Origin of the sequence: Chishuiella changwenlii, from assembly GCF_900142565.1 — a bacterium.
GTDB lineage: Bacteria > Bacteroidota > Bacteroidia > Flavobacteriales > Weeksellaceae > Empedobacter > Empedobacter changwenlii.
In genome coordinates this window covers 262,911-284,921 of record NZ_FRBH01000003.1, presented here as the reverse complement: position 1 = coordinate 284,921, position 22,011 = coordinate 262,911, and the positions used below count along the sequence as shown (strand labels likewise).

Annotated in this window: 18 protein-coding genes; 4 read left to right on the top strand and 14 right to left on the bottom strand. The window is 29.6% G+C overall.

The annotated features are described in order from the left end of the window. The 11 genes from BUA86_RS04600 to BUA86_RS04550 form a co-directional block, all read right to left on the bottom strand. On the bottom strand, positions 1-658 hold a 658-nt coding region (locus tag BUA86_RS04600; protein WP_143147243.1), incomplete at its 3' end, for a phosphoethanolamine transferase domain-containing protein. After that, entirely contained in the window at positions 639-1,472 is an 834-nt protein-coding gene (locus tag BUA86_RS04595) for a phosphatase PAP2 family protein (protein WP_072930303.1), read from the bottom strand. The genes BUA86_RS04600 and BUA86_RS04595, both read right to left, overlap by 20 nt. Positions 1,473-1,730: 258 nt before the next feature. Next, a complete protein-coding gene (locus tag BUA86_RS04590; protein WP_072930302.1) occupies positions 1,731-4,823 on the bottom strand; it encodes an efflux RND transporter permease subunit in 3,093 nt (1,030 codons plus the stop codon). A gap of 4 nt (positions 4,824-4,827) precedes the next feature. Then, positions 4,828-5,922, bottom strand: a complete 1,095-nt coding sequence (locus BUA86_RS04585) for an efflux RND transporter periplasmic adaptor subunit (protein WP_072930301.1) — start codon at positions 5,920-5,922, stop codon at positions 4,828-4,830. Between the two features lie 4 nt (positions 5,923-5,926). Next, a complete protein-coding gene (locus tag BUA86_RS04580) occupies positions 5,927-7,177 on the bottom strand; it encodes a TolC family protein (RefSeq protein ID WP_072930300.1) in 1,251 nt (416 codons plus the stop codon). Between the two features lie 278 nt (positions 7,178-7,455). Continuing rightward, positions 7,456-8,793, bottom strand: a complete 1,338-nt coding sequence (locus BUA86_RS04575; protein ID WP_072930369.1) for a sensor histidine kinase — start codon at positions 8,791-8,793, stop codon at positions 7,456-7,458. Between the two features lie 4 nt (positions 8,794-8,797). Next, on the bottom strand, positions 8,798-9,472 hold the full coding sequence (locus BUA86_RS04570) for a response regulator transcription factor (protein WP_072930299.1): 675 nt from the start codon (positions 9,470-9,472) through the stop codon (positions 8,798-8,800). 412 nt (positions 9,473-9,884) lie between these two features. After that, entirely contained in the window at positions 9,885-11,168 is a 1,284-nt protein-coding gene (gene purD / locus BUA86_RS04565) for a phosphoribosylamine--glycine ligase (protein WP_072930297.1), read from the bottom strand. Between the two features lie 91 nt (positions 11,169-11,259). Next, the gene (gene purH / locus BUA86_RS04560; protein WP_072930295.1) at positions 11,260-12,771 is read right to left on the bottom strand and encodes a bifunctional phosphoribosylaminoimidazolecarboxamide formyltransferase/IMP cyclohydrolase; all 1,512 of its coding nucleotides are present in this window, start codon (positions 12,769-12,771) and stop codon (positions 11,260-11,262) included. A 120-nt stretch (positions 12,772-12,891) separates the two neighbouring features. Further along, positions 12,892-13,452 carry a phosphoribosylglycinamide formyltransferase gene (gene purN, locus BUA86_RS04555; protein ID WP_072930293.1) on the bottom strand — a complete coding sequence of 187 codons (561 nt, stop codon included), beginning with the start codon at positions 13,450-13,452 and terminating at the stop codon, positions 12,892-12,894. Between the two features lie 68 nt (positions 13,453-13,520). Beyond that, entirely contained in the window at positions 13,521-15,200 is a 1,680-nt protein-coding gene (locus tag BUA86_RS04550) for an AAA family ATPase (RefSeq protein ID WP_072930291.1), read from the bottom strand. Positions 15,201-15,388: 188 nt separating this feature from the next. Here BUA86_RS04550 and BUA86_RS04545 point away from each other — a divergent pair, with 188 nt between their 5' ends. The 4 genes from BUA86_RS04545 (at position 15,389) to BUA86_RS04530 (ending at position 18,379) form a co-directional block, all read left to right on the top strand. After that, positions 15,389-16,015 (top strand): hypothetical protein, encoded by a 627-nt coding sequence (locus BUA86_RS04545; RefSeq protein WP_072930289.1) that lies wholly within the window; start codon positions 15,389-15,391, stop codon positions 16,013-16,015. An 8-nt stretch (positions 16,016-16,023) separates the two neighbouring features. Then, entirely contained in the window at positions 16,024-16,323 is a 300-nt protein-coding gene (locus tag BUA86_RS04540) for a winged helix-turn-helix domain-containing protein (protein WP_072930287.1), read from the top strand. A 65-nt stretch (positions 16,324-16,388) separates the two neighbouring features. Next, a complete protein-coding gene (gene creD, locus BUA86_RS04535) occupies positions 16,389-17,783 on the top strand; it encodes a cell envelope integrity protein CreD (protein ID WP_072930284.1) in 1,395 nt (464 codons plus the stop codon). Beyond that, a complete protein-coding gene (locus tag BUA86_RS04530; protein WP_072930282.1) occupies positions 17,765-18,379 on the top strand; it encodes a hypothetical protein in 615 nt (204 codons plus the stop codon). The genes creD and BUA86_RS04530 overlap by 19 nt, the downstream gene beginning before the upstream one ends. Positions 18,380-18,448: 69 nt before the next feature. Here the strand turns inward: BUA86_RS04530 and purM are convergent, their stop codons facing one another. The 3 genes from purM to purC all read right to left on the bottom strand — a co-directional run bounded on the left by purM (position 18,449) and on the right by purC (position 21,770). Then, on the bottom strand, positions 18,449-19,438 hold the full coding sequence (gene purM / locus BUA86_RS04525) for a phosphoribosylformylglycinamidine cyclo-ligase (protein ID WP_072930281.1): 990 nt from the start codon (positions 19,436-19,438) through the stop codon (positions 18,449-18,451). A 90-nt stretch (positions 19,439-19,528) separates the two neighbouring features. Next, entirely contained in the window at positions 19,529-21,028 is a 1,500-nt protein-coding gene (purF, locus tag BUA86_RS04520; protein WP_072930279.1) for an amidophosphoribosyltransferase, read from the bottom strand. Between the two features lie 19 nt (positions 21,029-21,047). Continuing rightward, entirely contained in the window at positions 21,048-21,770 is a 723-nt protein-coding gene (gene purC, locus BUA86_RS04515; protein WP_072930277.1) for a phosphoribosylaminoimidazolesuccinocarboxamide synthase, read from the bottom strand. Positions 21,771-22,011: the final 241 nt, after the last annotated feature.

Sequence of the window (22,011 nt, the reverse complement as noted above, 5' to 3'; positions counted from 1 at the left end):
CGGTAATTTTTGCTGTTGGTAAAAGAATCTCTTTCGCATTTCTTTGTTTCTCGTGAATAAAATATAATGATGTATTCACAGAATACGACCAAGGCATGGCTAATCCGCCTAATGTTTTTGAATTCTTATCAATCCATAACCAGTTACTCGCATTGGCAAAAACTAAAACAATTAACAAAAATAAACTAACTAAAGAAGTAATTGAAAATCGCTTGAAAGTTGGTTTTATAAGCTTAGCTTTTATGATAAAAATACTAGGTACAATACCTAAGAAAAGAATGTATACTAAAAACTTAATCGAAAAAAAGCTACTTGCTTCTTCATATTTTGTATTAAAAACGTTGCTTATCATGCTTTCGTCTATGATAACACTGTAAGTTGTGACAAAATAAAGCGCGATAGAATTTATAAGAAAAAATAGGGTAAAAAGAACCTTGCTAAATCTTCGTGATAGATAGAAAAACAAATAAATAACAAAGAAGTTTGCTACCAACATTGCAATTACAAGGCTAATGATTAATAATATTCCATTAAAACTTTTATAATCTACATCGACATGATTGACTACAAATCCAAAAAATGGAATATGAAACAATAAAAAATTAAGAACACTAATAATTAATCCGAAGTGGAATAATTTAAACTCTTTTTCTAACATAAACTCTTATCATTAAATAAACTGTAACAAATAATATTCCCAAAGGAAAGTAGTAAATAACTAAATTTTCTTTCAGAATTTTATTGATTAAAAGAACAATACTTACTGTAAATAACAAAATAAAAAAGGGATAGATTTTCTTGTTACCAATCCATTGACACAAACTATATTTTCTACAAATAAATATGCCTAAAAGCCCCGAAATATAACCAATTATGCTTCCCACCATAACATCTAAAGGATAATGAGCACCTACACCTACTCTAGTAAAAACTAACACTAAGCCGATTATAAGAACAGAGATTGTCCAAATTATTTTTTTATATTTTTCAGATGGCATAAATGCAAATAACAAAATAGTAAGAATCGTAAAAACTGTCATAGAATGACCAGAAGGCAAACTGTTATGTCCTGATAATGTTTTTCCAACAATAACAAAGCTGTTATTGTCAAGTATTACTGCTGGTCGCGGTACAGAAAATACTTTTTTAGAGATACTACAAAAAACAACTGAAACTAAAGAGGCACAAACTAAAGCTTCCCAAATTTTGGGTGCATGAATGATAAAGATTGTTAAAAGAGAAAGAAATACAAAGGCATCTCCTAATTGAGTCAAATTATGTTGAATCATTGGAAATTGAGATAATTTTAGATTCAAGAAAAGGAACAATTCTTTTTGAACTTCGATATACTTTTCAATACTAAAAGCATCTTTTGTATAAAGATATACTACAATTGAAAGTAGCAAAAATAATGGTGGAAGAATTGGTACTAAACTAAGTTTAGTATAATTTTCCATAATGGATTTATTCATAAGGTTGGTTGTTGGTTAGTTGGTATTAGGCTATATTTTTTATCTCATAACTTTAAATTTATTTCGAATAATAATTTGAAAATAGGTCTAAGATTATGTAATTAAGATACATAATCGGTAATTAAATGGTAATTTTAATGGCTTATTGTTACAAATATAATAAATTGATTTATAATATTTTAAAACAATTATTTAAAAAAAAACAGTAATAGCAATAATTTAGCTACTACTGTTTTTAATTAAAAGATATTTATATAGTTATTTTTCTGTTTTTCTATATGCGTAATAAAATACAACTGGTAAAATAGTAAAGGATAATATTAAACAAATAATCAATCCACCTACAATCATAATTGCTAAAGGTTTCTGAATTTCAGATCCCATTCCTGTAGATAATGCAGCAGGTAATAATCCCATAGACCCCATTAACGCAATCATAACAACAGGTCGTATTCTACTTCTTACACCAGAAACAATAGATTCTTTTAGTGGCATTTTATGTTTTAAATTCTCTCTAATTATTCCAATTAATACGATACCATCAATCGTAGCAACTCCAAAAAGAATAATAAAACCAATACCCGCAGAAATTCCGAAAATAGTTCCTGTTACCCATAAAGAAATAAATCCTCCTATAAAGGCAAAAGGTAATGTAAGTGCAGCAATTGCAGTGTCTTTAAAGTTTCCAAAGTTTGTATAAAGTAAAATCAAAATTAAAACTAAAGAAATAGGAACAACTAACATTAACTGTTTTGCGGCACGTTCTTTACTTTCAAATTCTCCTGCCCATTCCATATAATTCCCTTTTGGTAATTTTACTTCTTTTGCAACGACTTTCTTCGCTTCTTCTATTGTACTTCCTAAGTCACGTCCTTCTATACTGAAACCAATACCAATGTATCGGCTATTTCCTTCTCTATAGATAAATGCTGGTCCAGTTTGGTAACCAATATCAGCAACTTCTTGTAAAGGTACATTATGTCCATTACTTGTTGGAATTAAGATATTTCCAATTTTTTCTGGCGTATCTCTATATGTTTGCTGAAATCTTAAAATCACATCAAATTGACGATCATCTTCATAAAATTTTGTCGCAGCTTGTCCACCAATCGTCATTTCAATAACAGCTTGTACATCTGCTGTACTAATACCATATTTAGCCATTTTGGTATCACTTAACTGAATTCTTAACTCTGGTAAACCAATGTTTTTAAATACATTAACATCTGTAACTCCATCTACTTTTTTAATAGCTGTCCCAACTTTATTTGCATATTTTTCGAGATCGTATAAATCTTCTCCAAATATTTTTATAACTAAAGAACTCTTAACCCCAGCAACATATTCTTCTACATTATCTTGAATTGGTTGAGAAAATCCAAATGTAATTCCAGGGTAATGTTCTAATTTTTCGCGTAGCTCTTGAACAATATCTTCTTTTGATACTTTTCTCTTCCAATCTTTTGCATCTTTTAATTGAATATTAAATTCTATATTAAAAAATCCAGTAGGATCAGTTCCATCATTCGGTCTACCAGTTTGTGTTAAAATAAAATCAATTTCGTCATTGTCTTTCTGCATCAATTTTTTCATCTCTTTTGTTAATCGAGTTGATTCTTGGAGATTAACACTGTTTGGTAAAGTTGCACGAATGTAAATTGCACCTTCGTTTAACTTTGGTAAGAATTCTGAACCATAATGTGAAAATTTGAACATACAAATTGCTAATAAACCTAAGAATAAGCCTATTGTTAGTTTCTTGTAACGAAATGCTAAATCGTGCATTCCAAATATTGTTCTCTGAAAAAATCGTGTAACAAAGTTTTCTTTTTCGTCAATGTTTTTTGTAAATAATAATTTACACATTGCTGGAACATACGTTAAACTTAAGATCAGAGATCCTAAAAGTGCATATCCTAAAGTAAATGCTAAAGGTGTAAACATTTTTCCTTCTACTTTCTGAAAAGAGAAAATAGGTAATAATGCTACTATTAAAATAATTAATGCAAAGAATATATAAGAAGCTACACTTCCTGCACTTTTCTTAATAACACCCATTTTGCTCATTTTTGCAAAACGTTCTGCTCCCACTCTATGTTGCATTGTTGCTAAAGCAACAAAAACTGTTTCTACAATTACCAATGTTCCTTCTAAGAGCAAACCAAAATCTAAAGATCCCATAGAAATTAAATTCGCTGGTAAGCCCTGAATTTTTAACATTATAATAGCAAAAAGAAAAGATAATGGAATAACAGATGCTACAATTACTGTAGATTTCCAGTTATATAAAAACACAAAAACAATTAAAGAAACAAGTAAAATACCTTCTATAATATTTTTAGAAACAGTATGTACAGTGTTATCAACTAATTTTGTTCTATCAATAACAGTTTCAATCTTTACATTAGATGGTAAAGTTCTGGTATTTAATTCTTCTATTTTTGCTTTTAGATTACCAATAACTTCCGAAGGATTTTCTCCACGAAGCATAATAACAATTCCTTCTACTAAATCATCGTCATTATTGTATCCTACTTGTCCTAAACGAGGTTTGTTTGAGATTTGTACATCTGCAACATTTTTAATTAAAATTGGAGTTGATCCATTAAGTTTAATTGTAATATTCCCTATGTCTTCAATCTTATCCAATAATCCTACCCCACGAACAACATAAGCCTGATCACCTTGTTGAATGATATCTCCACCAACATTTATATTTGATTTTGATACAGCTTCGTAAACATCTAATGGCGATAAATCATAATTTTTTAATTCTGTTGGATTAATTTTAATTTCATATGTTTTTTCTTCTCCACCAAAACTAACAATGTCTGCAACACCAGGAACAGAAAGTAATTCTCTTTCTATCACCCAATCTTGTATAGCTGTTACTTCTTTTATTGGTAAATCACTTTTTATAACATATCTAAAAATTTCTCCTGTTGCACCAGATGGCGGTTCTATATCTGCATCTGCACCTTCTGGTAAATCGACACCATTTAATTTATTAGAAACATATTGTTGTGCATAAAAATCATCTACTCCATCTTCAAATTGAACCGTTACAACTGATAAACCAAACAGAGATATAGAACGAATGTTTGATTTATGCGGAATACTATTCATTACTTTAGAAATTGGCAAGGTTACCAATTTTTCCATTTCCTCTGCACTTCTTCCTGGCCATTGAGTAATAATACGAGCTCTCGTATTTGTTACATCTGGGAAAGCCTCTATTGGAGTATGTTTTAAGGAATAAATTCCTGCAAAAAGCAATACGAGAACTCCAAATAGAACAAAGGTTGTATTGCGTAACGAAAATGTTACGACTGCTTGAACTAACTTTTTCATGAATTTATTTGTTTAATTCTGCATAGATAAGTAATGCATTATTCGTAATAACTTTATCGTTTGGAGCAAATTTTTCGTCTACAAAAGTGTATTCTTCATTTTGACCAATTGTTGTTATTTTACGAATTTCCATTTTACAATCATCTTTATAAACCACAACATATTCTTTATTGTTTTCAAAGATTTTTGCTTTGTTTGGAATTGCATATGCATTTCTCAAAATATTTTTCTTATCGATAATAATGTCTGCGCTTAAACCTGGAATTAGATTTAAATCTTGATTTTCTAAAACAACTCTTGCTTTTAATACATGTTCATTTTCATCAAAAACATTATCTATTCTATCTATTGTACCACTGTATATTTTATCCGGATATGCCATTGTGCGAACTTTTACCACATCTCCTTTCTTTACATATTGTAAATTATTTGCATAAATATTAACCATTACCCAAACTTGATTTAAGTTTGAAATGGAGAATAAATTTTCTGAATCGTCTGCTGTTATAGATTGACCAGCACTTATATTTTTCTGAACGATGTAGCCGTTTTTAGGAGCAATAATCTGAAATTGTCCATTTCCAACCGCACGATACATTCTTAAAGTTGAGTTTATTTTTTCTACTTCTATTCTTGCCGATTGTAGTTCATGTTCTATTTCTGTTACTTCTGGTTGAGAAGCTAAACCATCATTTACTAATTCTCTTTTAGTTTTGATTTGTTTCTGTGCTAAATCTGCCTGGTTTTGATAAGAGCGTTTTTGTTGCATCAAATCAATTACATCGTTAGATCTTACAATTGCTAAAACCTGACCTTGTTTTACGTAATCACCCAATTCAAAATTTACCTTATCTACAGTTCCTTGTAACAAGCTTTTAAAAGCTACCAAATCATTCTCATTATATTCAACCTTTCCAGATAAAGTTAATTGCTCATGTACAGGTTTTTCTGTTACAGGTTCTATTCCTGTTGTTTTTTTAAGCTGAGCATTTAAGCAAAATTTTGCTTCTTCTTGTTCGTTTACTTCTTCATTTTGTTTTGATGAACAACTACTCAAAACGATAGAAATAGTTGCTAAAAAATAGATTACTTTCTTCATTTTTTTAAAAATCTTGGCCTACGATATAATTTAATTCTTCGAATGTATTTTGGTATGTTTCTAATAGCTCTAAATAAGCCTGTTGTGATTCTCTATACGCTTGTGTAAAATCTATAAACTCTAACATTGTAACTTGTTTACTCTGTAAGTGTTTTTTATAATTTTCAATCATTTTTAATTGATCTTCTGTATTTAAATCCTTCCATTGAACTAACGTTTTATCTAATTGATTTAATTGATTTTGAAGTCCATCAATTGTACTATTTAATTCATAAACAATCCCGTCATGGTTAACTTGTTGTTGAGCAACAGATAATTGTGCAGATTTTATATTCCCTTTGTTTGTATTAAAAATTGGTAAATCTAAACTAACACCAAGACCAACAAAATCTCGCATGATATTACCTCCTCTGTCATAACCAAGTTGAAAAGTTAAATCTGGAACACGCTGTGCTTTTTCCAAAATCAATTGTTTCTCTGCCAAGTTGATTTCATTTACTTGACGTTTTAATCCAATATTTTGGTTTTGTGCTAATTCTTTAATATTTAAAGGAATTGATTTTGAATGCTCTTTAAATGGAGAAAAATCTATTTCTGTTATTTCTAAATTAGGATTTTGAGTAAGAACACGAAGTTTTGTTAACTCTTCTATCTCATTTTTTTCTAATTCTATTCTATCTTTCTGAACGGAAATTAATTCTGTTTGCAAGCGATAAAAATCTGCTTTCGGTACATTTTTTAAATCTGCTTGTTTCTTATATTGTGTAGTTAATTGCGTAAATAATTCGATACTATTATCTAAAGCAATTTTTTCTTCGTTAATTTTTCCTAATGAAAAGTAAGTTTGACGCAATTCTTTTTTCAATTCGCGCATTAACTCTTCATAATCAAACAACGCACTATTTTTTTCGAGCTCTTTTATTGCAACTCTCTTTTTACGCTTTCCTGCAGTTTCTACTAATTGATCTATATCTACAGAAATCTGTTGATTTTTACCATATCTACCTAATAAATGTGGCTGTTCCTCTACATTATATGTTTTCCAAAGGTTAACTTCGGAAATGCTCAACGTTGGATTATTCCACAATTTTTCTTGCACAATTTCTGCATCGATTTTATCGACATTAAATTTATTGGCAATTAATTGATAGTTTTTTTCTAAAAAGGCAGCTTCTAGATTTTCTAATGTTACATTCTGTGCTTGTATTTGAGCACAAATGACCAGTGGTAGTAAAGCAAAATAATTTGATTTCACAATAATTTGATTTTATGAAAAGCAAAATTAGTTGCGCAACATTAAGAAAACTTTTGAAGTAGATTAGAATTAGATTAGAGTGGTATATTTTTCTGTAGAAAACTCTTGTTTTAGTCTAGTATGTCATCCTTGTCACATTGAGCCAAGTCTAAATGTCGTTTCAGGATCTCACCCTACTTACACGATGTGAAGCTGAAATGATGCATCGACAAGCTCAGCATGACAAAGCTTGAGATTCCCATAACTAAATGGTATAAGTTTAAACAAGTTCAAAAAAATTAAAGAACAAGTCTAATAATAGTCCCTTCTGGTTTGTTCTGAGAAATTTCTAATTGAATTTGATGAAGTACCAATATTACATTTGCCATAGATAAACCTACTCCTTTTCCTTGATATTTTTGAGTATTTTTTCCTCTGAAGAAGTTCTGTTTTATTTTAACCAAATCTTCTTCTAAAATTCCTATTCCTTGGTCGATAATCTGAATTTCTAAATGATTACCAACTTCTAGAAACTGAATATGAATTGGCTTATTATCTGAATATTTTATTGCATTACTCACTAAATTATTAAAAGCTAATTCTAATAATTTTTCATTTCCTTGTATGGATAAAAGATTGTTATTTTCAACTTTAATGTCAACATTAATTTTTGCCTGATGATATAAAATTGCATTTTCTATTACTTGCCAAACAACCTCATCTATTCTAATTGACTGAAATTCGAAACTTGTCTTAGCACCAGAAAGCAACATCATTTGGTCTAATGTTTCTTGCAAATCGTTTGTGTATTGTTGTAGTTGATTAATAACTTCTTTGTATTCTTCTTCGCTACGTTTTTTTTGTTTTGTAACTTCTAAAGTTCCTAGTAAAGCCGTAATTGGAGTTCTTAACTCGTGCGAAACATAATCTATAAAATTTTTCTGAACAGTAAATGTTTGAGAAATTCTATCAATAAAATGATTGTAATTAATAATTAAATCTTCTATTTCTGTATACGATTTTTTTAAAACCAAAGGTTGAGTAAAGTTTTTACTATCTCGTTCTTTTATTTGGTCTATAATTTTAATAATTGGTTCGTAAGCTAAATACCCTAAATAGTTAGAAAATACGTAGATAAATAGTAAACCAATTAAAAAAACAGAAATTAAAATATGTAATAAAGACTGTGCTCGTTCATTAAATTCTTGTTTAGATTCTCTTGTAATTACAACAAAATCACCTTGATTATCTTCATAGTAAAGACCTCTATAAAAATAAGTTTTCGTTACAAAGAAATCACTTTTAGTATGTCTAATATTATCAATGAATTTTTTCGAGATATTTTCATCAACTGCCATTTTACCTCCAAATATTTGGTTGTTTTTATCAACTACCATAATATCATTTCGAGAAATACTTTTTAAAAGTTGAGTCTTAATGTTGTTATGCTCAAAAACAGGTAGCTCATCTTGCTCTAAATAATAGATTGCAGCTAGAAGTGTTTTGCTTTCTAAGGATTGCAATTCTTTTCTTTCCATTTCGTTAGAAAATGAGAAATAAATTATTGCAGAAATAATTAGAACAACTACACTAAAAATAAAAACAGAATAAAGGGATAAACGGTGTTTTAACTTCATAAAATTAAGCTTTAAACATATATCCAACTCCTTTTACAGTGGTAATAAACTTTCTCTTTTTTTCTATTTTATTTCTTAAATAAGAAATATAAACGTCAACTACATTGGTATGATTATCGAATGTTATTCCCCAAACAGCATTTAGAATCTGAATTCTTGTTACTGTTCTTTCCATATTTTCTACGAGATAATTTAATAATTTAAATTCTCTTGGAGATAATTCTATTTCTTCGCCATCTAATAAAACTTTATACTGATCTAAATCAATCTCTAATTCATCAAAAACTAACTTATTGGGCACTGTTTCTTGTTGACGAAATTGATTACGTCTTGTTAATGCTTTTATACGTGATAATAGTTCATCGAAATGAAAAGGTTTTGTAATATAGTCATCAGCACCATAATCTAGTGCTGTTACTTTATCTTGTGTAGAATTTAATGCACTTAGCATTAGAATTGGTGTAAAAATCTTTTTAAATCTTAGTATTTGTACCAATTGAATACCATCCATCGCAGGCAACATGATATCACAAATAATTAAATCAAACTGAATGTTCATGTAATTTTCTAAGACAGTTTCTGCATCTAAACATAACGTAACTAAGTGATTATTCTCTTCTAATCCTTGTATTAGAAAATCACTAATTCGTTTATCATCTTCAATAACTAATATTTGCATGCGAGATATTTTTACAAAAATATTCAATTTTACAATAAGAAGAGTGTTTACCGCTTCTTTCTAATTGAACTTTAATCTACGAAAAATATATGAATGTTTTCTAAATGATAGAGGTTAGAGGTTAGAGGTTAGAGGTTAGAGGTTAGAGGTTAGAGGTTAGAGGTTAGAGGTTAGAGGTTAGAGGTTAGAGGTTAGAGGTTAGAGGTTAGAGGTTAGAGGTTAGAGGTTAGAGGCAAATTTAAAATTTTTAAAACTTAACAACCTAACAACTTAAAAAAATGACTTACAGGGGTTAGAAATTAAAAATTTTAAAAAGGTATACCGTTAAGCTTATAGCTTATAAATAAAAACATAAAAAAAGAGTTCGATAAATATTTATCGAACTCTTTATAATTTTTACTGTGATTATTTTTTAAACAATCCCGATATCTTTACGGTAAAATTCGTAATCAAAATTAATTTTTGTAATGTTCTCGTAAGCTATTTCTCGTGCTTGCTCTAAAGAATCTCCTAATCCTACAACATTAATTACACGTCCACCAGAAGTTACAATTTTATCGCCGCTTAGATTAGCACCAGCAATAAAAGTAGGACAAGATACATTTTCTAAACCTCTAACTTCGTAACCTTTCTCGTAATTACCTGGATAACCACCAGAAACCATTACTACACAACAAGCATGTTGATTTTTAAAGTTTAATTCGAAATTTTCTCCTTTTATTGCTTTGTTTACAACATCGAATAAATCATTTTCTAACAATGGTAAAGTTGTTTGCGTTTCTGGATCTCCCATTCTCAGGTTATATTCCAATAAATAAACACCTTTTGTTGTAATCATTAATCCAAAGAAAATAACACCTGCAAAATCTAATCCTTCTTTGATTAAACCACATTTTGTAGGCTCCATAATTTCTTCTTCGAATAATTTGAAATGCTCGTCTGTAAACAAAGGATTTGGAGCAATAACTCCCATACCTCCAGTGTTAAGACCAGTTTCACCTTCTCCGATTTTTTTATGATCTTTTGCCGAAACAAATGGAACAATTTTTTTACCATTAAAGAAAGATAAAATTGATGCTTCGAAACCTTCTAAGTATTCTTCGATAACAACTTCATTTCCTGCATCACCAAAAGTTTTATCTTCCATAATATCTAAGACAGCTTGTTTCGCTTCTTCAAAATCTTGACAGATAATAACTCCTTTTCCTGCTGCTAAACCAGATGCTTTTACAACAATTGGGTATTCTTGATTTTTTAAATAATCAATCGCCAACATTGGTCCTTGAAAATTCTTATATTTTGCTGTTTTTACACCATATTTATCCATAAAGTCTTTTGCAAACGCTTTAGAAGCTTCTAATTGCGCTGCTGCTTTATGTGGTCCAAAAACATTTAAATTCTCTTTTTGAAAAGTATCTACAATTCCTACTGATAACTCAGCTTCTGGTCCTACAAAAGTTAAATCGATATGATTTTCTTTTGCAAAATCTTTCATACTTTCTATAGATGTTATAGAAACATTTGTACCTAATTGAGCTGTACCTGCATTTCCTGGAATAAAAAACAATTCTAAATCTTGTTCTTTTGCTTTAAAATCTTCTGCAAATTTCCATCCTATTGCATGCTCTCTTCCACCGCTACCAATGATTAAAATGCGAGTATGCGATTTGTGGTTTGTGTTATTTATTTCGTTCATAATTTTAATTTTTAAATGAATAGTGATAAGTGAAAATAGAAAGATAAAATTTCCTAATTATCACATTAACTCATTTCCACATTAAAGGTTTTTAGTGCATAAAATGTCTCATTCCTGTAAATACCATTGGTATTCCATATTCATCACAAGCATCTATAGAATCTTGGTCTTTAATAGATCCTCCTGGTTGAATAATTGCTTTTATACCATTTTCTGCTGCATAATCTGCTACATCTCGGAATGGGAAAAATGCATCTGATGCTAAAACTAAATCTTCATTTACTTTTTCTTTTGCACGAGCAATAGCTTGTTGTGCCGCCCAAATACGGTTTGTTTGTCCACCTCCTATTCCATAAGCTTGACCATTTGTAGCTACAACAATTGCATTAGATTTTACCCATTTTACAATTTTTTGAGCAAATACTAAATCTGTCATTTGTTTTTCTGTAGGTTGAGTTGCTGTTACAACATTTAAATCTGTTGAAAACTGATTGTCTGTTGATTGTACAATTAAACCTCCGTCTACTTTTACATAGGTTACTTTATCCGAAACAGGATTTTTTACTTTAATAATACGTAGATTTTTCTTTTGTTTAAAAACTTCTAAAGCAGCTTCTGTAAAAGATGGTGCAATTACAATTTCTAAAAATATTTTATTTAATTCAACAGCTGTTTTTCCATCTACTTCTCTATTAAAAGCAATGATTCCTCCAAAGATTGACATTGGATCACATTCGTATGCTTTTTCATAAGCTTCTAAAACATTTTCACCAATTGCAACTCCACAAGGCGTTGAATGTTTTACTGCACAACAAGTTGTTTCTTCGAATTCTGAAACTACTTTGTAAGCTAAATCCATATCGCGAATATTATTAAAAGAAAGTTCTTTTCCTTGTAAATATTCGAAATCTTTCATTGCTCCATTTTTCGTTTTATCTACATAATATGCAGCTTTTTGATGCGGATTTTCACCGTAACGTAAATCCATCACTTTCTCGTAAGAAGACTCTAAGAATTGTGGAAAATCTTCACCCAATAAGTAAGTTGAAATTGCAGCATCATACGCAGAAGTTAAATTGAAAACTTTACCAGCACATAATTTACGTGTTTCGATAGAAGTTGATCCATTTTCTCGAATTTCGTTGATTACCGTTTCGTAATCATTAACGTCTGTAACAACAGTTACATCGTAAAAATTCTTAGCAGATGAACGTAACATAGATGGTCCTCCTATGTCAATAAATTCTATCATTTCTGCTTCAGAAAGTCCTGTATTCATCTTTTCGAAGAAAGGATATAAATTTACAATTACAATATCGATTGGGTTAATACCATGCTCTGCAATTGTTGCCATGTGATTTTCATCTGCACGACGAGCCATAATACCACCGTGAATAGCTGGATGTAAAGATTTTACACGACCATCTAATATTTCTGGAAAACCTGTTACATCTTTTACTTCTGTAACCGCTATTCCATTATCTTGTAAATGTTTGTAAGTTCCTCCGGTTGATAAAATTTTATAATCTTGTTCAACTAAGAATTTTGCAAATTCTAATAAATTGGATTTATCCGAAACACTGATTAGCGCTTGTTTTTGCATTTTATGTTTTGTTTTTAAAGTTTATTGTTTGAGGCATAATGCCTATTTGTTGTTTCGTAATTTTACAATTACTTTGAAATAAAAATACCTCGACGTTTTATACGCCGAGGTATTCTTTTATTATGCTTCGCTAATTTGTTTAATTGCTTCGATAAAAATTTTACTTTCAACCTCAGCCACCTTTCTTTGTAAATCAGCTACTTCATCGCTTTCTTCTATAGCAAAAGATTCTTGACAAATAATTTGTCCTTCGTCTACACCAGCTGTAACATAATGTACACTAGCACCGGATTCTTTATCCCCAGATTCTAAAACTGCTTTGTGCACTTTTGCTCCATACATACCTTTACCTCCAAATCTTGGTAGTAAAGATGGATGAATATTAATCATTTTTGATCCCCATTTTTCTGTGAATTCTGACGAGAGAATTGTTAAAAAACCAGCTAAAACGATTAAATCTATTTCTTCTTCTTCTAAATTATGTTCTGCATCTTCCGAAAAAGTTTTTCGGTCCAAGACATACGTTCTAATATCTTTATCTAACGAACGTTCTATTGCATAACAGTCTCTATCTGCCATTACCATAGATATTTCTACATTTGGTAATGTACCGTCTTCAACTGCATCAATAATATTTTGAAGATTTGTTCCTCCTCCGGAAACAAATACAGCTATTTTCATTTATGTTATTTTGTGTTTGTTCTTATGTTTTTTTGGTTAAGACAATTAAGTATTAACCTTTTTTAGCATTAATCTATAAATAGTAATGCTTTTTTAATGTCTTCGTAACCAATTTCTCCATTATAATAATCGAAAATTGGTTTCAATACTCTATTTTCTTCAAATTCTATTTCGCTGTAAGCAAAACGAACTTTATCAATTACCTTGTCTGTTGGTTTAAATTTAGAATAATCTAAGTCTGGTTCAATTTCCTTGATTTTTCCAATATGATCGACAATCGCCGATGTTGTTAAACCTCTTTTCTCTGCAATTTGTTCCAAAGATAAGCCATCTTTTACATATTCTAAAGTGATTTCGTAAGTAGATTTTTTTTGACCTTTCTCTTTGGTTTTATTTTTCTCTAAATTCTTGGCTATTTGCTTCTTATCTAACGTACCTCCAGAGTATCTGATAAAGCTTGCCCATGAATCTTGCAATTCTTTTTCATCTAAAAAATTATCTATTTCTGTAGACAATTCTTGGAAACGTTTATCAGCTTTCATTGCTAAAGAATCTATTTCTAAAGCTGTTTGATTAAGCCCATGTAACATTAACGATTTTAGATCTCTTAAACGAGAAAGTGCAACATAACCTTGTCCTTTTTCAAAAGCTTTTGATAAATCTATGAATGCTGAGTCTAATGTCATCCCTTGCGACTTATGAATGGTTATTGCCCAAGCCAATCGTAAAGGAACTTGTGTAAACGAAGCCAAGGCTTTACCTCCTTCATCTTCTATTGCCCAAGTTTCTGGTTTTGCTACATAAAATTCTCCGTCTAATGTTCTAATAATAGGTTCATCTTTTTCTGTATATCCAGATACATTTCCTAATGTTCCGTTTACAAAACCAACTTCAAAATTATTACGAACAAACATTACTTTTGCTCCAATTTTTAATTCTAAAATTTCTTCTGCTAAAACAGATTTTTTCAGTACTTCTATTAAAGCTGGATTTCCTGCAACTTTTGCTTCGAATGTTTTAGATGATGAATCTATATTAATTAATTGTCCTTTATTAATACGATCAACGTCCATATTATGCGTATATAAACGTGTTTGCGTATCTATTTCATCTGCAAAATATTCTATTCTAGATTCTAATAAACTAATCGTTTTTTGAGAAATTGCTCCAGAACGAATTTCATTTAAAATATCATTTAGTGCATTATTGGTCTGACGATATTGTTCTGTTAAATAACAAATATGAACTTTTGATTGTACCCAAGCATCTGACATAAAACAGAATTTATCTTTAGACTCTTCCCATTCCTCACCAATTGGAGGTAACTGGAAAAAATCTCCCGAAAAGATAACTTGAACTCCTCCAAATGGCTCATCATTTTGTTTAAAAAATTTCAGAACATAATCTACCGCATCTAATTGATTACGGTGAAGCATTGATATTTCATCAATAATCAACACTTTTACTTTATCCATTTTATCGCGAAAATATTTTTTATCGCGTAACGAAGCTAAATATCTATCCGATACATAATCCTTAATTCCTATTCCAGCCCAAGAATGGATTGTTTGACCATTCATGTGCGTAGCAGCAATTCCTGTTGAAGCTGTTATAGCAACTGGAACACCGTGTTGTTTTAGATATTGAATGTATTGATTGAGCACATAGGTTTTTCCGGCACCAGCTGAACCTGTTAAAAATACATTTCTTCCAGATTTTAGTATTGCCAAAGCCTTTGATTGTTGCATAATCTTCTATGTGAATTTTAGATATTAAAAAGTAAACAGCAAAGATAAGAAGATTGTATGAAGTAAGGAAATTGAAAGTAATAGGATATTTAGTATTTCTTAAGTAAAATATTTCTAACTAAAATAAATCTTTACTTGTTTTAATTTCAAATATTTTATTTAACTTTGCATTTCAAAGTACTTTTATTATGAACGAAAAAGATCCTATAAATAGTCTAAATGAAATAAAATCGATGATGCAAAAATCTTCGAAATTCACAAGTATAAATGGATGGAGTGGAATTTGGGCTGGTTTTGTAGGAATTATTTCTGCTGCAATTGCGCATTTCATTTTATTAGGAAACTCTTCAAATTATAGTAATTATCAAGAATTTTCTGATGTAAGTACTGTCAGATTAGAATTAATCCTATTAGGCATTGTAACTGTAATTATTGCTGCAACGGGAGGTTTTTATTTTATGATAAAGAAATCTTCTAAGGACAATATTAAATTTATTAATCCAGTAACAAAACGTATTTTAAAAAGATTCTGTTTTATATTATTTATTGGAGGAATTGTATGTTTATTATTTATTAAAAATTTAAACCTATTATATTTTGCTCCTTCTACTCTACTTTTTTACGGATTAGCTCTTTTTCATGTAGAACGTGATACGATTACAGAAATTAAATATTTAGCTATTACAGAAATATTTTTAGGCTTATTAGCTTACTATTTTATATACAATGGTTTACTATTTTGGTTAATAGGATTTGGTGTTTTACATGTAGTTTTTGGTATATGGATTATACTAAAATATAGAAACAAAGCTTAAATTTGATTATGGATTTTAATTTAAAGAAATTAAATAAAGTTTTTGATAATCGTATTCGAGTAGGAATAATGAGCGCTCTTTTAATGAACGATCAAATTTCTTTTAAAGATTTAAAAGACTTTTTAGACTTAACTGATGGTAATTTAGCATCACATCTAAAAAACTTAGAAGACAACAATTATATCATTGTACATAAAGGATTTATTGGTAGAAAAACTAACACAACATACTCTATAACACAATTAGGAAAACAAGCTTTTCAAGATCACTTGGCTTATCTTGAAGAATTAATTAATAACATGAAATAATTTTTTTTACCATTTTACTTTGAAAAACAAAGTACTTTTAAAAACAACAAATAAAAATCAATCAAATGGAAAACAACAATTTAGAAAAAGAAACAGAAAATTCAACTTTTCAAAACAGAACTATGATTAAAGGCTTTTTAGTTGGAGTTTTAACTTTATGCCTACTTATTCCTATTCCTTTTATACTAAGCTTAATAGAAGAGAGAGAACAAAACAAGGAAAAAGTAATGACTGAACTCACGAATAAATGGAGTGAGAAACAAACAGTTTATGGTCCATTTATAGAAATTACTCATTTAGAAAAACAGACAGATGATAAAGGTAAAACTGTAAGTAAGCAGCAAAAAACTTATATTTCGGCAGATAATTTAAATATAAAGGGATCTGTTAATGCTCAACTTAAAAATAGAAGTATTTATGATGTTACAGTCTACACTACAAAGTTAAATTTGGAATCGAAATTCAAAAATTTTCAGGAAATTTTGAAAAATTCAGAAATTGATGCCAATAACATTATTTCGACTAAACTTATTTTTGGAATTACAGATTCTAAAGGATATGAAAATAACGTTATCGCTAAATCTGGAGGAAAAAACTATCCTTTGATTGCGGACAATCAAATATTTTACACTCCAGAACCAACTCCCCCTGTTGCAAGCGAAAATTCTTATGATTCAACGCCTACAAAAGAAAACAAGACTGTTACAGAATTTCAATTATTGTCTCAAAAAATAGATATTGAAACATTTAATTTTAATAAAGTTACTATTCAGTTATCTGCAAAAGGATCTCAACTATTAAACTTTATTCCATCTGGTATAAATACCTATGTTAATTTAACAACGAATTGGAAAGATTTAAAATATGATGGAAATTTCTTACCAAATGAAACCCCAATTTACAAAGATGGAAAGACAAATATAGTATGGTCTATCTATCAACAAAATCCATTACAAGGACAGGTTTGGAAAGATGCTAGTAATTTTTCTAATTATAGTTTTGGAGTAAACTTTTTACAAATGAACGATCATTATGAGAAAACTTACCGATCTACAAAATATGCCATCTTATTTATTAGTTTAACTTTTGCTGCATTTTTCTTTATAGAAATTAAAAATCGTTTTAATATTCATTTGGTACAATACGCTTTAGTAGGAATAGCAATATGTGTAAATTTTGTTTTGTTAATTTCATTATCAGAATATATTGGTTTTGATTATTCTTATTTAATCTCTTCCGGAGCAACCATTCTATTAATTACATTTTTTATCAATACATTTTTACAGTCTTATAGATTAACATTTAAAATCAGTTTAATGCTAATCTTATTATATAGCTTTATTTATAGTCTTCTACAATTAAAGGAACATGCATTATTAGTAGGAAGTATTGGATTATTTATAATAGTTGCAATTATTATGTACTATTCAAAAAATATAGAATGGAACAAAGTAAAATAAAACTAATTTACTTTTATGTAGGAATTTTTGTCATCGGTATTTTACTGATGACATGTTCTTTACAAAATCAATTAATAATAAAACCTAAATTAATATTATCTATATCTATTTATTTAATAAGTCTTTCTTTACTACTAACTGGTTTTAGCTTCTATTATAAACTAGAATTTTTAGAAGATTTAATAAAGAAAAGAGGATTGAGAAACACAAAAGAATTATTTATAGTGACCAATATTTTTTGGTTTTTAATGCTTATTACATTTAATCTTGATGATTGTATAAATAACAATTTAAATTCACTAGATGGTTTTCATGTATTATTTATGGTATTACTTTTTGGAGCATTAGTTGTAAATTTTATTGTTCTCATATTTAGTGCATATGTAAATTTTGATGTTCCATTACTTTACATGAAGAAAAACCTGAACCTTCAAGATTTATTTGCTATTGTTCTTGTTCTTATCTTAATTATATTCTTCAGTTTTCTTACAGTTAGTTTAATCATAGGAAATTTTCCAACAACAGCAATTTGTTTTACAGCCTTTAATTTGATCTTAGTAAATACCTTATCTGGAATTTTCAGAAACAATTCATAAAACCACTTAAAATTAAAAAGCCGGATAAGAATTAACTTATCCGACTTTTTCTTTAAACTACTTAATCTACTATTTCAATATGATTTTGGTTGCACCCGCTTGGATTTCTCCAATAACAGCACTTCCATCAATAATATTCACTACTTTTTCGGCATCAGCTTGGTCTACGATTACAACCATACCAACACCCATGTTAAATGTTCCGAACATTTCGTCTTCTGCAATACCTCCGCGTTTCGCTAATTCTTGCATAACAGTTGGTACATTTATTTTAGATTTCTCTATTACTGCGCATAATCCGTCAGCTATAATACGAGGTACATTTTCGTATAAACCACCTCCAGTAATATGAGCAATTCCAGTCATTTCTATTCCTGCTTCTTTTACAGCAAAAATATCATTCTGATATAATTTAGTTGGCACTAATAAAGTTTCGAATAATGGTTTTCCTTCAAACTCTTCATTAAAATCTGGAAAAATTCTACGAACTAAAGAAAATCCATTCGAGTGAAATCCACTTGCTGGTAAAGCAACAATTGCTTGTCCTTCTTTAATTTTAGAACCATCAATAATTTCATCTCTTTCTACTACTCCAACACAAAAACCAGCTACATCATAATCACCAACTTTGTACATACCTGGCATTTCTGCTGTTTCTCCACCAATAAGAGCAGTTCCTGTTTCTTTACAAGCTTTCGCAATACCAGAAACAATTTCTGCTGCAATATCAGAATCTAATTTTCCACAAGCTAAATAATCTAAGAAAAACAAAGGTTTTGCTCCATGACAAAGAATATCATTTGCACACATTGCGAAACAATCTATTCCTACAGTATCATAAATTTTAGAATCTAAAGCTACACGCAACTTTGTCCCAACACCATCTGTTCCTGATACTAAAACTGGATTTTTGTAACCTCCTAATTGATAAAAAGCTCCAAAACTTCCTATTCCATTCAAAACATTTTCGTTATGTGTTGCTGCAACAGCTTCTTTTATTTTTGATACCGTTTGATAACCTTCCTCTTTATCTACTCCGGCTTGTTTGTATGTACTCATTGAATTATGAATTTATTTTTTGCTTAATTGTAAAACGTATCGAGTATAAAGACTTTTTACATTTTACATTGGACTTTTTACAATTTTCAATTAACAGCAAGAAGTTGATTCCTCCTGTGCTTTGTTGCTATAATTAACTGGATATTTTTCTGTAAAACATCCAAAACAATGTTGATTACTTCCTAGTAAATCAATTAAATTATCAACTGTTAAGAAATCTAAAGAATCTACATTCAAATATTTTTCAACTTCTTTTATTGACTTGTTTCCCGAAATTAAATCTGCTTTAGATGGCATATCAATTCCTAAATAACAAGGCGCAATAATTGGTGGTGATGCAGAACGGAAATGAATTTCTTTTGCTCCAGCTTCTTTTAAAATTTTGATTAATAATTTTGAAGTTGTTCCACGCACAATAGAATCATCTAAAACGACTAAACGTTTTCCTTTGATTTTATTTTTGATTGGATTTAATTTCAAATTTACTACACGTTCTCTCATTTCCTGAGAAGGAACAATAAACGAACGTGACATGTATCTATTTTTAATAAGAATTGGTTCGTATGGAATTCCAGATGCTTCTGAATAACCAATTGCAGAAGGAATTCCAGAATCTGGAACACCAATTACAATATCTGCTTCTACAGGAGATTGTTCATATAATTTTCTACCAGATTCTACACGTAAATCATAAATTTCATTTCCTTCGATATTAGAATCTGGACGAGCGAAATAAATGTATTCAAATGCACAAATATTTTTCTTAGATGGTTGATTTAAAGAATAAGATTTTAAACCTTCTTCATTTACAACAATTAATTCGCCTGGTTCAACATCGCGAATAAATTCTGCACCAACTGCATCTAAGGCACAAGTTTCTGAACAGAAAACATAAGCATCATCTAATTTTCCCATACATAATGGACGAATTCCGTTTGGATCACGAAAAGCTGCCATTTGGTTATTAGCCAAAAGTAATACAGAAAATGCTCCTTTTATTTTTTCAGTTCCTTTCTGAATAGCTTCTACAATATCTAAATGAGAATATTTCTGAATAGAACGTAATAAAACCTCTGTATCTGAAGTTGCTAAAAATGGTAAACCTTCAGCTTCTAATTCTTTTCTCAATTCATCAACTTCTATTAAGTTTCCGTTGTGAGCAATAGAAAAATGAGGTTTCCCGTAAATATTGTATGTATAAAGTGGTTGTATATTTCGCCTATGTCCATCACCAGCAGTTGTATAACGTGTGTGTCCAATTGCAGCATTCCCTTGGTATTCTTCAATCTCTGCTTCCATTGTTTTGAAAACATCCAATACCAAACCTGCTTTTTTAACTGTTTTGATGTTTCCATCTTTTAAGAAAGATACACCACACGCTTCCTGTCCTCGATGTTGAAGAGCAAATAAACCAAATTGTGTAATAGAATATGTATTGATTTTATTTGGTGAATAAACACCAAAAACACCACATTCTTCGTTTACACTGTCAACTGTATCGGCTGCATATTTTTTCAACAAATTTCTTTCATAGAAATTTGTCATATATTCAGCCTTCAGCTGATCCTTATGTAATTTTTTATCAATCATTTCGAATGAAAAAAATAAATTATTTTAAAACTTTTGACAAACGATTGTAAACCTCATGATAAGCTTCCGAAACGTCTCCTAAATCGCGACGAAAACGGTCTTTATCTAATTTTTCTCCAGTTTCTACATCCCATAAACGACATGTATCTGGAGAAATCTCATCTGCTAAGATGATGTTCCCATCAAGATCTTTTCCGAACTCAATTTTAAAATCAGCTAAAATCAAGCCAGCTTTTAAAAATAACTCTTTTAAAGCTTCATTAATCTTGTCTGTAATTGCATACAATTCTTTTAACTCATCGTAAGTTGCAGCTCCTAATAATACAGCATGATGGTCGTTAATTAATGGATCACCTAATTCGTCTTTCTTGTAACAAATATCAAAGATTGTAACAGGAGATTTCCCTCCTTCTTCTAATCCTAAACGTTGTGCCATACTTCCCGCAACATAATTACGAACAACCATTTCGATAGGAATAATCGAAACTCTTTTCACTAATTGCTCGCGATCATTTAATTGCTCGATGAAGTGAGTTGGGATACCTTTTTCAATTAAATAATTAAAAATTAAAGTCGAAATTTTGTTGTTCATTTCTCCTTTATCCTCAACTGTTCCACGCTTCTGCGCATTAAAAGCAGTTGCATCATCTTTGTAATAAACAATTACTTTGTCTGCTTCCTCTGTAGCATACACTTGTTTTGCTTTCCCTTCGTAAATGAAGTCTTTCTTTGTTAAACTCATCGCTTTTGTTTTTTCTTGAATTCGAAATTCGAAGCTCGAATCTAATTACTAGCTTCGAAAATCTAAAACCGAAAATTCGTAAATCTGTTTTTTTGTTTTGTTTGAAATGAAAAAGTCCACTTCGTGTTTGTCTATTTGTTTTGAAAAATAACTTGTTCAAGGTTATTCCTCGGTATTAAATTTTGATTGGTTCAGGATCAAAATTCGTATTGTTTGTTGTTTGTTTCTTTATTTAGATATT

Excerpts from the sequence above, each read along its gene's own strand:
- BUA86_RS04550 (WP_072930291.1), bottom strand. The coding sequence starts at position 15,200 with ATGCAACAATCAAAGGCTTTGGCAATACTAAAATCTGGAAGAAATGTA.
- BUA86_RS04595 (WP_072930303.1), bottom strand. The coding sequence starts at position 1,472 with ATGAATAAATCCATTATGGAAAATTATACTAAACTTAGTTTAGTACCA.
- BUA86_RS04590 (WP_072930302.1), bottom strand. The coding sequence starts at position 4,823 with ATGAAAAAGTTAGTTCAAGCAGTCGTAACATTTTCGTTACGCAATACA.
- purM (WP_072930281.1), bottom strand. The coding sequence starts at position 19,438 with ATGAGTACATACAAACAAGCCGGAGTAGATAAAGAGGAAGGTTATCAA.
- creD (WP_072930284.1), top strand. The coding sequence starts at position 16,389 with ATGGAAAACAACAATTTAGAAAAAGAAACAGAAAATTCAACTTTTCAA.
- BUA86_RS04540 (WP_072930287.1), top strand. The coding sequence starts at position 16,024 with ATGGATTTTAATTTAAAGAAATTAAATAAAGTTTTTGATAATCGTATT.
- BUA86_RS04545 (WP_072930289.1), top strand. The coding sequence starts at position 15,389 with ATGAACGAAAAAGATCCTATAAATAGTCTAAATGAAATAAAATCGATG.
- purD (WP_072930297.1), bottom strand. The coding sequence starts at position 11,168 with ATGAACGAAATAAATAACACAAACCACAAATCGCATACTCGCATTTTA.
- BUA86_RS04570 (WP_072930299.1), bottom strand. The coding sequence starts at position 9,472 with ATGCAAATATTAGTTATTGAAGATGATAAACGAATTAGTGATTTTCTA.
- BUA86_RS04585 (WP_072930301.1), bottom strand. The coding sequence starts at position 5,922 with ATGAAGAAAGTAATCTATTTTTTAGCAACTATTTCTATCGTTTTGAGT.
- BUA86_RS04530 (WP_072930282.1), top strand. The coding sequence starts at position 17,765 with ATGGAACAAAGTAAAATAAAACTAATTTACTTTTATGTAGGAATTTTT.
- purH (WP_072930295.1), bottom strand. The coding sequence starts at position 12,771 with ATGCAAAAACAAGCGCTAATCAGTGTTTCGGATAAATCCAATTTATTA.
- purN (WP_072930293.1), bottom strand. The coding sequence starts at position 13,452 with ATGAAAATAGCTGTATTTGTTTCCGGAGGAGGAACAAATCTTCAAAAT.
- purC (WP_072930277.1), bottom strand. The coding sequence starts at position 21,770 with ATGAGTTTAACAAAGAAAGACTTCATTTACGAAGGGAAAGCAAAACAA.
- purF (WP_072930279.1), bottom strand. The coding sequence starts at position 21,028 with ATGATTGATAAAAAATTACATAAGGATCAGCTGAAGGCTGAATATATG.
- BUA86_RS04575 (WP_072930369.1), bottom strand. The coding sequence starts at position 8,793 with ATGAAGTTAAAACACCGTTTATCCCTTTATTCTGTTTTTATTTTTAGT.